The organism is Cognatishimia coralii (assembly GCF_037478305.1).
Taxonomy (GTDB): Bacteria; Pseudomonadota; Alphaproteobacteria; order Rhodobacterales; family Rhodobacteraceae; genus Cognatishimia; species Cognatishimia coralii.
Window position 1 is genome coordinate 351,713 of record NZ_JBBGAZ010000001.1, and the last position, 12,698, is coordinate 364,410.

A 12,698-nucleotide genomic window follows, 5' to 3' on the forward strand; every position below is an offset into this window, starting at 1 on the left:
GAAGCGTTTGTGGCAGGTGCCGGGAGCCTCCGGCGGGGATATTTAGGGCAAGAGAAAGTCAGGTGACGTCCCAGTAAACTGGGAATCCTGGGTCAAAGACGGTGACGGGGCCGTCGCCGCCGTGGATCTTGTCGGGGAACTGGGTCGCGGTGTCTGATTTGGTCAGGGTGAGGGTGTCACTGTTGACGGGCAGGCCGTAGAAGGCGGGGCCATTCAGCGAGGCAAAGCCTTCGAGTTTGTCGAGCGCGCCGTCTTCCTCAAAGACATGGGCGAGGAGCGCCATGGTGTTGGTCGCGGTGAAGCAACCCGCGCAGCCGCAGCCGGTTTCTTTGGCGGCATCCACGTGGGGCGCGGAATCTGTACCGAGGAAAAAACGTGTGTCGCTCGAGGTGGCGGCCGCGCGCAAGGCGATGCGGTGCTCTTCGCGTTTGGCGACGGGCAGGCAGTAGTAATGCGGCTTGATCCCGCCCACGAGGATGTGGTTGCGGTTGATGATCAGATGGTGCGTGGTGATCGTCGCGCCAAGGTTTTTGTCGTTGGATTTAACGTAATCCGCCGCCGTCGAGGTGGTGATATGCTCCATCACAACCTTTAGATCCGGGTTTTCGCGACGAATTGGGTCAAGGACTTCGTCGATGAACACCGCCTCGCGGTCAAAGATATCGACGTGATTGTGCGTGACTTCGCCGTGCGTGCAGAGGGGAAGGCCGATCTCTGCCATCTTCGCGAGCACGGGTTTGACTTTGTTGAAGTTCGTGACGCCTGAAGCCGAGTTGGTGGTCGCGCCAGCGGGATAAAGTTTCACCGCTTTGACGAGGCCGGATGCATGGGCGGCGGCGACGTCCTCGGGATCTGTGTCCTCGGTCAGGTAGAGCGTCATCAAAGGCTCAAAGGACATATCCTCGGGCAGGGCGGCCAGAATGCGGTCGCGGTAGGCGGCGGCTTGGTCACCGCGCACGACGGGTGGCACGAGGTTGGGCATGATGATCGCGCGGGCGAAATGGCGGGCGGTTTCAGGGAGAACAGCTTCCAGCATTGCGCCATCGCGCAGGTGCAGGTGCCAGTCGTCTGGGCGGGCAATCGTCAGGCTTTGGGTCATGCCTTGGCAATTACACAAAGAGCGCCCGAGCGGGAAGAGGGTTTGGCGAGAAAAGCGCGCCTAAATTGGCGGCGCGCTTTCTTGGGTCAGAAAATGCCCTGACAGAGGATCATGATTGCGCCGGAAATCACCACATAGCCCCCGTCAATCAGGATCGCAGCGTTCGATTTCTGCGAAAACGCGTCTTGTGCCATGACCATGCCTGCAGCGGCGAGGATTGCGACGATGGCAGTCGTGAGCGCCTCGATCTGGGCGGTCATGCCGATCACGAGCGCCAAGAGGAAGAGGCCGATGACTTGCAATCCCATCGCCATCCAGGGCATCTGCTCGGGCGGCTCTGGTGAGATGCGCGAGCCGATGGCCCAGGTCTTGCCGAACATGAAAGGGCTAAAGATCGCCCAGCCTGCGAGAAAGGATGCGATGGTGCCGACGAGGATGGCAGTCCAGTTGAGAGCTTCGGTTTCCATACCCAGCCCCTATGCCGCCATGTTGTCCAGAGCAGCGAGGATCGCGCCCCAGCCCGCTTGGTGATTGTCGCGCTTTTCTTCGTCATAGAAGGTCTGGTGCGTCAGAGTCACCCGAGTGCCCTCGGCGACGGGCTCAAAATCCAGCGTGACTTCGCTTTCGGCAGGCGACCAGGCGCTTTCCCATGAAAAGATGATCTGAGAATGCGGGTCGATCTTTTTGTAAACGCCGCCGTGAGGCATATCGTCAGTCGCATCGCGCATGATCAGGTCAAAGCGGCCCCCTTCGCGGGCATCAACCTTGGCAGAGGGCAGGGACATATCTGGCCCTGGCAGCATGAATTTCTTGAGCATTTCCGGGTCAAGCCAGGCGTTGAACAGTTTCTCAGCAGGGGCTTTGATCACGCGATCAATGGACAGGCTTAGGTCCGTGCGTATCTCAGTCGTCGTCATTGGCAGTCTCCTCGTTAAAAATATCCTCAAGCGCCTCTAACCTGAGGGCCCAGATGGATCGCAACTCGGCAAACCAAAGGTCGATCTGGCGCAGGGGCGCCATATTCAGCTCGATAATATGTTCCCGCCATTCGGTGCGGCGCGTCACAAGGCCTGCGCGTTCCAGCACTTTGATGTGCTTGGACACAGCATTCAGGCTCATGTCGAAGTGCTTGGCCAAGGCGGTCACGCGTCCGGCCCCATTCTGAGCGAGCAGCGTCAGGATGGCGCGACGGGTGGGGTCGCTTGCGGCTTTCAGAACCTCTGAGAGCTGGGGATCGTCCTTTCGTTCAACCATATGGGTGAATAACATTGCGTGAGATATCAGTCAACCATTAGGTGGAATGACTGATGGTGCGTATATGGGGAGGGGGAAATGTGAGGGATTACAGGATGATCGGAGAGATTTGGGCGAGCTTTATGCGACTGCCGATGTGGGTAAAACTCTGGATGGTGCTTTGGCTCGTTCCGGTGAACTTGGTGTCTTTAGGGTTCTGGGGGCAGGTGGATCCGGTGTCTGGCATCACTGTCGCGCTTTTGGCCAATCTAGGCATGGCGTTTAACCTGCCCATCATGATGCGCGACAGGGGGATGGGCAAAGCGATGGCCTTGCCGCATCTGGTGTTCTGGACGCCTTTAGTGATTTTGATCGCTGTGGGGCTTGCCTCAGACGGCGGTGCTTCGGGCTATCGAAGCTATCTTGCTATTCTCTTAGTGACCAACCTTGTGTCGCTGGCCTTTGACTACAAAGACGCATGGGCCTGGTGGCGCGGAGATCGCGGCATCGCATAAAAAACCCGGCTCGGTGGCCGGGTTCTTCGCATTCTATTTAAAGCCGTTTACTTCGGCAGAGGTCCAACCATCATGGTCATCTGACGGCCTTCCATCTTGGGCATGTTTTCGACTTTGCCCAATTCTTTGATGTCCTCGGCCACGCGTTCCAGCAGTTCACGACCCAGGTTCTGGTGCGCCATTTCACGGCCACGGAACCGAAGCGTCACTTTGACCTTGTCGCCTTTTTCCAGGAACTTCACCACGTTGCGCATTTTGACGTCATAGTCATGCGTGTCGGTGTTCGGGCGGAACTTCACTTCTTTGACCTGAATGACGGTCTGCTTCTTCCGCGCCTCGGATTCACGCTTTTGCTGTTCGTATTTGAACTTACCATAGTCCATGATCTTGCAGACCGGCGGATTGGCGTTGGGCGAGATTTCAACGAGGTCGAGCTCGGCGTCAGCGGCCATTTGCATGGCTTTTGCAGGGTGCACCACCCCAACATTGTCACCATCTGCGCCAATCAGGCGGATTTCAGGGGCTCGGATTGCGTCGTTGACTCTTGGGCCAGTGTCGCGCTGTGGAGGCGCATTGTGTGGTCTGCGGGCTATGGTTTTGATCCTTCAATGGTTAACCGATTTGAGGCCGTAAGCTATATGCGCAGGCAGGGTGTTTCAAGCGCCTAAATCGCAGTTGATGCGGTAAATTTCCAGAGTTTCCCCCTATTTCTTTGGCCCCAATGCGCGTCTTTTGAGAGCAATCCAAGCGCTGCTTGCGCGCGGTGCAAGATAGGAAAGGATGTCTTATGAAATATATTGTTGGAATTGGGGTCGCGGCTTTGGTCGTTGTTGCGGGCTATCTTGCTCTTTCTACGCAGGAAGAGTCAGAGGAAACCATGACCATGCCAGTGACCACAACGGTGCAAGAAGCCGAGCCGGTGGTGACCGAAGAGGTTGAAGAGGTCGTAGAGACTGTAACCGAGCAAGCGCAAAGCGCTGTTGAAACCGTTCAAGAGCAAGCAGAAACCGTGGTTGAACAAGCCACGCAGGCTGCCAATGAAGCGGCGGACTCTGCTGAAGCCGCTGTAGAAGACGCCGTCGAAAATGCTGTCGGCAATGTGGTGAATAGCCTGTCTGGCAACTGACCCGAGGTGCCTCAAACGAAAAAGGCCGCCCAGATTGAGGCGGCCTTTTTTGTAACGATCCTAACTGCTTAGTCGAGGAAGGCTTTTTCCACAACGTAATGCGCGGGCTTAGAATTCGCACCTTCTTCAAGGCCGTAGGTGTTTTCAAACAGATCCTTGAGTTCCAGGTTGAACGCGAGGTTGCCGCAGATCATGGCGCGGTCGGTTTCGGGGTTCAGAGGCTCCACACCCAGATCCGCGAATGCCTCGCCCGATTTCATCAGGTCGGTGATGCGGCCCATTTTGGCGCTCTCTTCGCGGGTCGTGGTTGGGTAGTATTTGATCTTCTTCCAGAAACCCTCGCCGATCACTTCGTTCAGCAGCTCGTCGTCTTTGAGGCTTTCGATCAGCTCGCGGCCATAGGTCAACTCGCCTGCTTCGCGGCAGGTGTGCGTGATGATGACTTCGTCGAATTTCTCATAGGTTTCAGGCTCGCGCAGCAGGGATGCGAAAGGCGCGAAACCGGTGCCGGTGGCAAAGAACCAGATGCGTTTGCCCGGGATCAGCGCGTCATGCACGAGGGTGCCCACAGGTTTTGGACGCAGGATGATGTCGTCGCCCGGCTGAATATGCTGCAGCTTGGAGGTCAGAGGACCGTCCTGAACCTTGATCGAATAGAACTCCATCTCTTCGCCCCAGCTTGGGGAGGCGATGGAATAGGCGCGCAGCAGAGGTTTCTGCTTGCCGGTTTCAGGATGCGGGTCGCCCATCAGACCGATCATCACGAACTCACCAGAGCGGAAACGCAGGCTGGCCGGGCGCTCGACCTTGAAGGAAAACAGACGGTCGGTCCAATGTTTCACCTCAAGCACTTTTTGTGCGTCAGGCAGAACAGGTTTCTTTGGGGCCTCGGTGGCGGTCTCTTGGGTCACTGCGGTTTGCTCGTTCATCATAAAATAAGGGCGGTCTCGTCGCCCTTCCTCTATCAGGTCTGTGCGGTATGTGCAGCGGGAAAAGCGTCATAGCTGCTATGCAGAACGCAACTCCCGCTACGTTATCAGTCAGCGGCTTTGGCGCGCAGACGGTTTTGGTAGCCGTGCTGTTCCCAATTGGCGCGGAAGAGCCACTGGTCTTCGGGTTGGCGTTGGGCGAGTTCGTCGGAAATTTCGACTTCGTCAAAGCCTGAGCGGCGCGCCATGGCATATTGATCAGCGATGACATGGCCTCGGGCGCGCAAACGGCCCTGAAAGCCCTTCAGCCGCAGCTGACGCGCGATGGTAAAGCCACGGCCATCAGCAGCGGATGGGAAATCCACGCGGATCACATCGGCCTTTAGGTGCGCGTCCAGATCGGACAGTTCAGCGTCCGAAGGCACGTCCAGTGCTGCCACGGAATTGGCCGCTTCGCCCAAGGCCACGAAAGCCACGTTCAGGTCATCGGCCCCAAAGCCTTTGTCAGTAATTACAACACTCATGCGTCTACTCCTGTGCGCACCATGAAGCCGTCTTGGCCAACATGGATGCCGCATTCGGTTTTTGCTTGCCCGCGCCAACGGCCCGAACGGGGATCTTCGCCTTCTTTGACTGGGCTTGTGCAAGGCGCACAGCCAATCGAAGGATATCCCCGCGCAATCATCGGGTGTTTGGGCAGGCGGTTTTCTTCCATATAGGCGCGCACGTCCTCAGGCGCCCAGTGAGCCAGCGGATTGACTTTGATCCGACCGGTGAAGTCTTCGACCTCAAAGAACTCAAGCGCAGCGCGGGTGCCGGCCTGAAAACGTTTGCGGCCTGTGATCCAGCCATCATAATCACGCAACGCCTTTTGCAGCGGGCGCGTTTTGCGCAGGGCACAGCAGGCGTCTGTGTCGCGTTGATGCAGCGTGCGATAGGGATCTTCGGCCGCCAGCGTCTTTTCGCTTGCGGTGATGATCTTGAGGTTCGTCAGATGCAGACGCTCGGCCAGTTCCTGTTGATAGACCAGCGTCTCGGTGAACAGAAACTGCGTGTCCACAAAGAGCACCGGCACATTGCGATCCACCATGGCCACAAGGTGCAAAAGCGCGACGCTTTCCGCCCCAAACGAGCTGACCATCGCTACATCGCCAGCGACCTTATCGCGTAAAGCCGCCTCAAGCACCGCCGTTGCGGAATGGTGCTTGTAGCGCGCATTCAGCGCGTAGACCGTTTCCTGCAGCGGATCAGGTCCAGCCGCCGCGCCGAAACGCAGCGGGGTGATGTCGGAAGTCTGGTCCATTCTTATGCCGCAGCTTGCGCCTCTGGATAGATATAGGGTTTGAACACCGCCAGACCGAGGCGACGATAGGTTTCCAGGAAGGTCTCTTCCGGACCTTCGCGCAGCTCAAGATAGGCCATCACGATGCGCTCGACCGCAGGCACGATCTCGTCATAGGCAAAGCCCGGGCCTACACGACCGCCGACTTCGGCAGTATTTGTCGCGTCGCCGCCCAGCGTGATCTGGTAGTTTTCAACGCCTGCGCGATCCAGACCAAGGATGCCGATGTGGCCCACGTGGTGGTGACCACAGGCGTTGATGCAGCCCGAGATCTTGATTTGCAGGTGACCGATGTCGTGCTCGAGCTTCAGCTCTTCAAAGCGCGAGGAAATACCCTGCGCCACAGGAATCGAGCGCGCGGTTGCCAGCGCACAATAGTCCATGCCGGGGCAGGCGATGATATCCGAGATCAGGCCAATGTTTGCGGTTTGCAGATCATGCGCCTTCAGTTCTTCGTAAACCGCTGGCAGATCGGCCTTATGCACGTTTGGCAGGATCACGTTCTGCTCATGGGAAATGCGCAGCTCGTCATGGCCATACTTGCGTGCAATATCCGCCATTGCGCGCATTTGCGCGGCAGTCGCGTCACCCGGGGTCTCGCCGTGTTTCTTCAGCGAGATCGTCACGATCGCGTAATCCGCCTGCTTATGCGCGGTCAGGTTGGTGTCGGCCCAGCTGCGGAACATCGCGTCGTCACCATAGGCCGCGTCATAAGCGTCCGTTGGCACGTTGCGATAAGCAGGGGCCGCGAAATGGGTTTTGATTTCGTTGAAGAGTTCAACGTCAAAGCCCTGGAACGTCGGGCGGATCGCTTTGTAGCGTTCTTCCACGCGCTCGCGGATCTCTTCGATGCCATGCTCATGCACAGTGATCTTGATCCGCGCTTTGTATTTGTTGTCGCGGCGGCCCAAGAGGTTCCACACAGAGACAGTCGCCTCCAGATAGGACAGCAGATCGTCCTGGCTGACCCAGTCTTTCAGAACTTTGCCGATCATCGGCGTCCGGCCAAGGCCGCCACCGACGATAATCTGATAGCCCAGCTCGCCCGCGTCGTTGTTCACGAGGTAAACACCGATGTCATGCGCCTTCACGACCGCGCGGTCGTTTTCACGCGCGCCAGAGACGGCGATTTTGAACTTGCGGGGCAGGGCCTGGAATTCAGGGTGATCGGTGGACCACTGACGGATCAGTTCGGCCACGGGACGCGGATCGGCGATCTCATCGGCCGCAGAGCCTGCGAAATGGTCGGCCGTCACGTTGCGGATCGTATTGCCCGATGTCTGGATCGCATGCATGCTGACTTCGCCCAGAGCGTCCAGCATATCAGGAACGTCTTTCAGCTTTGGCCAGTTATACTGGATGTTCTGACGGGTAGTGAAGTGGCCGTAACCCTTGTCCCACTTTTCCGCCAGCAGCGCCAAAGTGTCCATCTGCGCGCCGTTCAGCGTGCCATAAGGGATCGCAACGCGCAGCATATAGGCGTGCAGCTGCAGATAGAGGCCGTTCATCAGACGCAGCGGACGGAATTCCTCTTCGGTCAGAGAGCCATCGATGCGGCGTTCCACCTGCGCGCGGAATTGTTTGTTACGCTCGGCCAGGAAAGCTTTGTCAAAGTCGTTATACTGATACATCTCTTACGCCTCTGCCTGCTTGCCGTGGAAATAGTTCGACGGGCCTGTGCGGCGGAACTCTTCACGGAAATGGGTGGGTTCTGGACGACCGTCATCGCCCGCTTTGGCATCTGCCAGATAGGCTCCAACGGTAACGTCTTTTTGCTGTTGCGCTTCGATCAGGCGCAGATCGGCATCTGCTTCGTCCGTCAACAAAGCGGCCTCGGCCAGATTGCGCGTCCAAGCGCCGGCGTCTGTCATATAGATGACATCGCCTTCGAGCAGATGGTTGGCCGTGATGACCTTTGGGGTAAAGGCGCGTGGCATAGTGAGCGAGCTCCTGAATACTTTTGATCGAGGCGGCGCGGTATTCCGATTTATTTCCCCTCACAAGAGGGCATTTGGAACGGTCGTCTCTTTTCGTGTTTACTTTGGCGCTAATATAGGAAATATTCCCGTCCGATCGCTAGATGGCGATGCAAATAGAAATGTTCGTTCCGTTTGGCGAGGGGTTGGCGAACAGCGTTCCGGTTTGAAGGGGAAAATAGAATGGCGTCTCGTATAGACGATATGGATCGGAAAATCCTTGATACCTTGCAAGAGGATGCCTCGCAGTCTTTGGACGAAATTGCCCGGCGTGTGGGGTCCTCTAAGACCCCGGTCTGGAACCGAATTCGCAAGCTGCGTGAGTCGGGGATCATCAAGCAAAACACGGTGATTCTGGATGCCGAGGCGCTTGGGTTTGAGGCCTGTTTCTTTGTTCTGATCCGCACGTCCGAGCATGAAGCAGCCTGGCAGGCGAAATTCCTGCAAGCCCTGCAGGATCGCCCCGAAGTTCAGGAAGCGCACCGTCTGGCAGGCGATATCGACTATATCCTGAAAGTGCGCGTCGCGAATGCGCGGGCCTATGACACTTTCTATCAGGCGCTGATTTCCGAGGTGCGTGTGCACAACGTAACCGCGCTTTTGTCGATGGAAGAGATCAAGTCGACCGCGCGTCTGCCGCTGTAACTCTTTAGTCCCTACGGTCTGTCATCGTGTCACCACGAGCTGTTGCAGCCCATGGAAGTGATAGACGTTGGCGTATTCTGGTTGTTGCGTGAGCGCGAGGTTTGGGCAGCGTTCAAAGAGGATCGGCAGGGCTATCCTTAGTTCCAGCCGCGCCAAAGGGGCTCCGACGCAAAAATGCAGCCCCGCGCCAAAGGCGGTATTGGTTTTGATCGGGCGGGACGGGTCGAATGTTTCGGGATTCTCCCAGACGGCAGGGTCTCTGTTGGCGGCACCCAGCAAGAGCGCGATCTGGTCGCCACGTTTGAAGGTCTGCCCTGCGACGTCGATGTCCTCATAGGCATAGCGCGTGAACATATGCAGGGGTGGATCAAAGCGGATGAGTTCTTCGACGGTGGCGTCTATTTTGTCCTCGGCAAGGAAGCCATGATCTGTGCCATGCTCCAGCAAGCATTTGATCGCATTTCCAAAAGTATGAACCGTCGCCTCGTGTCCTGCGTTCAATAGCAGGATGCAGGTTGTGATGAGTTCGTCGGTCGACAGCTTCTCACCGTCCTCTTCGGCGGCGATCAATTCCGTCAGCAAATCATCCCCGGGCGTTGCGCGTTTTTCGTCCACATAGGAGCGGATGAATTCAGCAAACTCGGTTGAGGCTTGTGCGGCGGCCAATTCGGTTTCATGCGTGCGGCTGGCCATATACATCGACACCATCGCATTGGACCATTTCAGCAACTGATCCGCCATGGATTCAGGCACGCCCAGCAGGCGGCAAATGATCACCACGGGAATATGGGTTGCTAAAGCGGGCAAGAGATCAAACTCACCCTCAGGAAACTGATCGATCAGCTGATGCGTCAGCTCCGTGATATCAGGTGCCAACGTCTTGATACGCCGAGAGGTAAAGGCGCGCATCACCAGACCTCGAAGGCGGGTATGGCGCGGAGGCTCCAGTTCCAGCATCGAATGGGCTTCGATTTTGTAAAACGGGACCGTGTGGGCCGCGGGTTCTGTCGCCAGTTCCGTAGGGACTTCGCGTCCGAACCTGCGATCCTTAAGAACCGCACTCACCTCTGCATGAGAAAACGCCGCCATCATGTTGTATTCATTCCAGAAATGCAGAGCCGCTTGAGCGCGTTTCTCTGCATAAAACCCGTATGGGTTCTGGACGAAATCCGGCTCTGTCGGAGACTGGCTGTCGGCGGTCATAGGGATCAGGCTGCGTCCAAAGCCGCAATGATCGCGGTGAAATCGCTGGCCTTGAGGCTTGCGCCGCCGACGAGCGCGCCGTCGACATTGGAGGTCGCAAAGATCTCGGTTGCATTGCTGGGTTTGACCGAGCCGCCATAGAGGACGCGCATGCCGGTGCCTTCAGTGCCAAAGCGGGTTTCCAGTTCTGCACGGATGAAATCATGCACTTCGGCGATTTGCTCGAGCGTTGGGATCTTGCCCGTGCCAATCGCCCAGATCGGCTCATAAGCGATGACGGTGTTCGCCGCCGTCGCCCCATCGGGCAAAGAGCCTGCGAGTTGAGTTTTGATCACGTCCAACGTCGTGCCGCCTTCGCGTTCCTCAAGGCTTTCACCAAGGCAGACCACCGCAACCAGGTCCGCACCCCAAGCCGCTTGGGTCTTGGCCGCCACGTCCGCGTCGCTTTCTCCATGATCGGCGCGGCGTTCGGAGTGGCCGAGGATCACATGGCTCGCACCCGCATCCTTGAGCATTTCGGCCGAGACATCGCCTGTGTGAGCACCGGAACTATTAGCATGGCAATCCTGCCCACCAATCGCAACCGAGCCAGCCTCAGCAACCGCGCGGGTGATCAAGGTTGCGGGAGGGCAGATCAAAACGTCAGTCTGCGTGGTCGCCACGGCGGCAATCCCGCCCAATTCACTCAGGCTCGCGCCCAGACCATTCATTTTCCAATTCCCGGCGGCCAGTTTGCGACGCATCTGCAGATCTCCTCAAAAGTCGTTGCGCGTGTTTTCAACCCTAGACCGGTGAGGGTCAAGGGTTGGCGCTAACGTATTTTGCCAGAGCAGGAGAGAAGGGGGCTACATGCCCTCAAACTTGATCGATTCACCACAGCCGCAGGCCTCAGTGACATTCGGGTTGTTGAATTTGAAGCTCGCCTCCAAAAGCGAGACCTCATAGTCGATCTGCGTGCCAAAGAGGAACATCTGCGCCATCGGCGCAATCATCACGCGGGCGCCATCCTGTTCGACGACCTCATCCATTGGGTCCTGCGTGTCGACATAATCCATCGTATATTCCATCCCCGCACAGCCGCCTTTCTTGACGCCAATGCGCAGCCCCTGATGCCCCTCGCGGTCCATCAGTTTCACGATCTGCTTTGCAGCGGCCGGGGTGAGAGTCACCGCCTGTTTGCCTGGAATGCCGAACATGATGTTCTCCTTTGCCCCTTATTTAGGGTGCCCCGGGCAGGAAGCCAAGGGGTGGAAGTTGTAATAGAATAACATGAATTGCGAGGGTCACAAGAATAGCCCAGCCGAAGGATGCAAGCGTGCCGATGATGACATATTCCGAGCGTCGGCGGTTGGTGATCTCATCGCCATCGCGCGTGGCTTCAAAGCGCAAGACAGACTTCGCCGCCACCAGAAAACCGATGCCGATGGGGTTGCCTGAAAGGATCAGGATATAGATCAAGCCGCGCTCAAGGAGGCCTATCATTTGACCACCACCGGGCAGGGAATCCTTTGAAAATTCAGAGCCATAGGGCGCCATGAGGATCCCAATCGCAAAGCCTCCAGCCCTCGTAACGTAGATCGCGCCGCTGAGGAGCAGAAGAAAATGAGAGACCCAGACGGGGGCCGCGCTCCAAAGGCCATCTGCCCAGAGGGTGGGAGCGAGGCCTGCGACGGCTGTGAGGGTGACGAGATGGGCGAGTTGGTCTGTTAGGTGGCTAGTGATTGTGGTTTTTGTGCGCGCTTTGATCGCGTCCGTTGTGATGTGGAGCGCCGCAAGAATGAAGATCGGTGCGGAGATGGATCCGGTGAAAAGGACCGCGAGGGCTAGGACAACTGCGCCGTGGTAGGCGAGTTGGGCGAACTCGTGTTTGTTCTCGGCGGTGCGTTTGGATTGAAATACGTAGTCGGCAAAAACATGGGCCGTGAGGAGGGCGGTGAGGGTTTCAATCATTCTGGTATTCCTGAAAATGAAGTGCTGAGAATAAATACGGATAACCCGCGCCATCAGAAGACTTTGTTACCGCTTGTCTACTTTTGCCCAGCTTCTTGGCGACTTTTGTAAATTTTGCGCCATTCGAGGTTACGAGCATTTGATACATTGTTGCGGATTGGGTCGCAGTCCAAGAGGCGGACATATAGTCGGCAAATGAAAGCATCGAGCAAAACTCGCGGTTACCCCAAGAGGCCAATTTCATTTCCATTACCGTGTTTTTGGCCGTTTCCAATGCAGCTCCCGAAAGCTCGAACGCTTTATCAGTGTATTCGTTGAGATTTGTGCTCTCGAGGATCGAGGTAGGACCAGTCCCTACACCTATGTACGTATCAAACTCTGGGCCATAACTTCTCAACCCCGCGCGAAACGCCAAGACGCTCCGCAAGGCATACTTCGGCTCTCGCAGAACAACTTGCCAACCATCCCCACGGTGCCGCGTGAACAGCAAGCTTCCGCCGTGCCAAGCCTCCAGATCCTTCGCGACCTCTTGCAGGCGCTCAAAGGCCATCTCCACCTTTTCAGCGCCCAGCGCGGTGGAGTTGACCAGATCCCCGGTTAGAACGGTGACGATTTGTGTGTTTTCACTCATTGCGCACCCAAAATAGGTTGCGAAATAAAAAATGCAACCAAAAAAGGTT

18 protein-coding genes are annotated in these 12,698 nt (G+C 57.0%); 3 read left to right on the forward strand and 15 right to left on the reverse strand.

Features of this window, described 5'->3' with window-relative positions:
- Nucleotides 1–58: 58 nt before the first annotated feature.
- The 4 genes from pyrC to WG622_RS01765 form a co-directional block, all read right to left on the reverse strand.
- The gene (gene pyrC, locus WG622_RS01750) at nt 59–1,099 is read right to left on the reverse strand and encodes a dihydroorotase (protein WP_339402019.1); all 1,041 of its coding nucleotides are present in this window, start codon (nt 1,097–1,099) and stop codon (nt 59–61) included.
- A gap of 86 nt (nt 1,100–1,185) precedes the next feature.
- Nucleotides 1,186–1,566 carry a DUF1761 domain-containing protein gene (locus WG622_RS01755; protein ID WP_339402020.1) on the reverse strand — a complete coding sequence of 127 codons (381 nt, stop codon included), beginning with the start codon at nt 1,564–1,566 and terminating at the stop codon, nt 1,186–1,188.
- A gap of 9 nt (nt 1,567–1,575) precedes the next feature.
- A complete protein-coding gene (locus WG622_RS01760) occupies nt 1,576–2,016 on the reverse strand; it encodes an SRPBCC family protein (protein ID WP_339402021.1) in 441 nt (146 codons plus the stop codon).
- Nucleotides 2,003–2,353 (reverse strand): ArsR/SmtB family transcription factor, encoded by a 351-nt coding sequence (locus tag WG622_RS01765; RefSeq protein WP_209356204.1) that lies wholly within the window; start codon nt 2,351–2,353, stop codon nt 2,003–2,005. Before WG622_RS01765 ends, WG622_RS01760 begins: the two co-directional genes overlap by 14 nt.
- A 95-nt stretch (nt 2,354–2,448) precedes the next feature.
- On the opposite strand from WG622_RS01765, the gene WG622_RS01770 reads away from it, so the two are divergent.
- On the forward strand, nt 2,449–2,847 hold the full coding sequence (locus WG622_RS01770) for a hypothetical protein (protein WP_339402022.1): 399 nt from the start codon (nt 2,449–2,451) through the stop codon (nt 2,845–2,847).
- Nucleotides 2,848–2,894: 47 nt separating this feature from the next.
- Here WG622_RS01770 and infC read toward each other — a convergent pair whose 3' ends face one another.
- A complete protein-coding gene (gene infC / locus WG622_RS01775) occupies nt 2,895–3,449 on the reverse strand; it encodes a translation initiation factor IF-3 (RefSeq protein ID WP_339402678.1) in 555 nt (184 codons plus the stop codon).
- 185 nt (nt 3,450–3,634) lie between these two features.
- On the opposite strand from infC, the gene WG622_RS01780 reads away from it, so the two are divergent.
- Entirely contained in the window at nt 3,635–3,973 is a 339-nt protein-coding gene (locus WG622_RS01780; RefSeq protein ID WP_339402023.1) for a hypothetical protein, read from the forward strand.
- A 68-nt stretch (nt 3,974–4,041) separates the two neighbouring features.
- Here the strand turns inward: WG622_RS01780 and WG622_RS01785 are convergent, their stop codons facing one another.
- The 5 genes from WG622_RS01785 to WG622_RS01805 form a co-directional block, all read right to left on the reverse strand.
- Nucleotides 4,042–4,902, reverse strand: a complete 861-nt coding sequence (locus WG622_RS01785; RefSeq protein WP_339402679.1) for a ferredoxin--NADP reductase — start codon at nt 4,900–4,902, stop codon at nt 4,042–4,044.
- A 107-nt stretch (nt 4,903–5,009) separates the two neighbouring features.
- Complete coding sequence (locus WG622_RS01790) at nt 5,010–5,426, reverse strand: DUF934 domain-containing protein (protein WP_339402024.1); 417 nt, start codon at nt 5,424–5,426, stop codon at nt 5,010–5,012.
- Complete coding sequence (locus WG622_RS01795) at nt 5,423–6,205, reverse strand: phosphoadenylyl-sulfate reductase (protein ID WP_339402025.1); 783 nt, start codon at nt 6,203–6,205, stop codon at nt 5,423–5,425. Before WG622_RS01795 ends, WG622_RS01790 begins: the two co-directional genes overlap by 4 nt.
- A gap of 2 nt (nt 6,206–6,207) precedes the next feature.
- Nucleotides 6,208–7,875 (reverse strand): nitrite/sulfite reductase, encoded by a 1,668-nt coding sequence (locus tag WG622_RS01800; RefSeq protein ID WP_339402026.1) that lies wholly within the window; start codon nt 7,873–7,875, stop codon nt 6,208–6,210.
- Nucleotides 7,876–7,878: 3 nt separating this feature from the next.
- The gene (locus tag WG622_RS01805; RefSeq protein WP_339402027.1) at nt 7,879–8,181 is read right to left on the reverse strand and encodes a DUF2849 domain-containing protein; all 303 of its coding nucleotides are present in this window, start codon (nt 8,179–8,181) and stop codon (nt 7,879–7,881) included.
- Nucleotides 8,182–8,403: 222 nt separating this feature from the next.
- Here WG622_RS01805 and WG622_RS01810 point away from each other — a divergent pair, with 222 nt between their 5' ends.
- The gene (locus WG622_RS01810) at nt 8,404–8,865 is read left to right on the forward strand and encodes an Lrp/AsnC family transcriptional regulator (protein WP_339402028.1); all 462 of its coding nucleotides are present in this window, start codon (nt 8,404–8,406) and stop codon (nt 8,863–8,865) included.
- Nucleotides 8,866–8,886: 21 nt separating this feature from the next.
- On the opposite strand, the gene WG622_RS01815 is transcribed toward WG622_RS01810, so the two are convergent.
- From WG622_RS01815 to WG622_RS01835, 5 genes are all read right to left on the reverse strand, one after another.
- Nucleotides 8,887–10,068: a cytochrome P450 gene (locus tag WG622_RS01815; RefSeq protein ID WP_339402029.1), complete on the reverse strand. Its 1,182-nt coding sequence runs from the start codon at nt 10,066–10,068 to the stop codon at nt 8,887–8,889.
- Between the two features lie 5 nt (nt 10,069–10,073).
- Nucleotides 10,074–10,811 (reverse strand): triose-phosphate isomerase, encoded by a 738-nt coding sequence (gene tpiA / locus WG622_RS01820; protein WP_339402030.1) that lies wholly within the window; start codon nt 10,809–10,811, stop codon nt 10,074–10,076.
- Between the two features lie 102 nt (nt 10,812–10,913).
- Entirely contained in the window at nt 10,914–11,264 is a 351-nt protein-coding gene (locus tag WG622_RS01825; protein ID WP_339402031.1) for a HesB/IscA family protein, read from the reverse strand.
- 22 nt (nt 11,265–11,286) lie between these two features.
- Nucleotides 11,287–12,018 (reverse strand): DUF3307 domain-containing protein, encoded by a 732-nt coding sequence (locus WG622_RS01830; RefSeq protein ID WP_339402032.1) that lies wholly within the window; start codon nt 12,016–12,018, stop codon nt 11,287–11,289.
- On the reverse strand, nt 12,011–12,649 hold the full coding sequence (locus WG622_RS01835; protein ID WP_339402033.1) for a hypothetical protein: 639 nt from the start codon (nt 12,647–12,649) through the stop codon (nt 12,011–12,013). Before WG622_RS01835 ends, WG622_RS01830 begins: the two co-directional genes overlap by 8 nt.
- Between the last annotated feature and the right edge of the window lie 49 nt (nt 12,650–12,698).

Coding starts and splice junctions, on each gene's coding strand:
- pyrC (WP_339402019.1), bottom strand. CDS start 1,099: ATGACCCAAAGCCTGACGATTGCCCGCCCAGACGACTGGCACCTGCAC.
- WG622_RS01755 (WP_339402020.1), bottom strand. CDS start 1,566: ATGGAAACCGAAGCTCTCAACTGGACTGCCATCCTCGTCGGCACCATC.
- WG622_RS01760 (WP_339402021.1), bottom strand. CDS start 2,016: ATGACGACGACTGAGATACGCACGGACCTAAGCCTGTCCATTGATCGC.
- WG622_RS01765 (WP_209356204.1), bottom strand. CDS start 2,353: ATGGTTGAACGAAAGGACGATCCCCAGCTCTCAGAGGTTCTGAAAGCC.
- WG622_RS01770 (WP_339402022.1), top strand. CDS start 2,449: ATGATCGGAGAGATTTGGGCGAGCTTTATGCGACTGCCGATGTGGGTA.
- WG622_RS01780 (WP_339402023.1), top strand. CDS start 3,635: ATGAAATATATTGTTGGAATTGGGGTCGCGGCTTTGGTCGTTGTTGCG.
- WG622_RS01785 (WP_339402679.1), bottom strand. CDS start 4,902: ATGAACGAGCAAACCGCAGTGACCCAAGAGACCGCCACCGAGGCCCCA.
- WG622_RS01790 (WP_339402024.1), bottom strand. CDS start 5,426: ATGAGTGTTGTAATTACTGACAAAGGCTTTGGGGCCGATGACCTGAAC.
- WG622_RS01795 (WP_339402025.1), bottom strand. CDS start 6,205: ATGGACCAGACTTCCGACATCACCCCGCTGCGTTTCGGCGCGGCGGCT.
- WG622_RS01800 (WP_339402026.1), bottom strand. CDS start 7,875: ATGTATCAGTATAACGACTTTGACAAAGCTTTCCTGGCCGAGCGTAAC.
- WG622_RS01805 (WP_339402027.1), bottom strand. CDS start 8,181: ATGCCACGCGCCTTTACCCCAAAGGTCATCACGGCCAACCATCTGCTC.
- WG622_RS01810 (WP_339402028.1), top strand. CDS start 8,404: ATGGCGTCTCGTATAGACGATATGGATCGGAAAATCCTTGATACCTTG.
- WG622_RS01815 (WP_339402029.1), bottom strand. CDS start 10,068: ATGACCGCCGACAGCCAGTCTCCGACAGAGCCGGATTTCGTCCAGAAC.
- tpiA (WP_339402030.1), bottom strand. CDS start 10,811: ATGCGTCGCAAACTGGCCGCCGGGAATTGGAAAATGAATGGTCTGGGC.
- WG622_RS01825 (WP_339402031.1), bottom strand. CDS start 11,264: ATGTTCGGCATTCCAGGCAAACAGGCGGTGACTCTCACCCCGGCCGCT.
- WG622_RS01830 (WP_339402032.1), bottom strand. CDS start 12,018: ATGATTGAAACCCTCACCGCCCTCCTCACGGCCCATGTTTTTGCCGAC.
- WG622_RS01835 (WP_339402033.1), bottom strand. CDS start 12,649: ATGAGTGAAAACACACAAATCGTCACCGTTCTAACCGGGGATCTGGTC.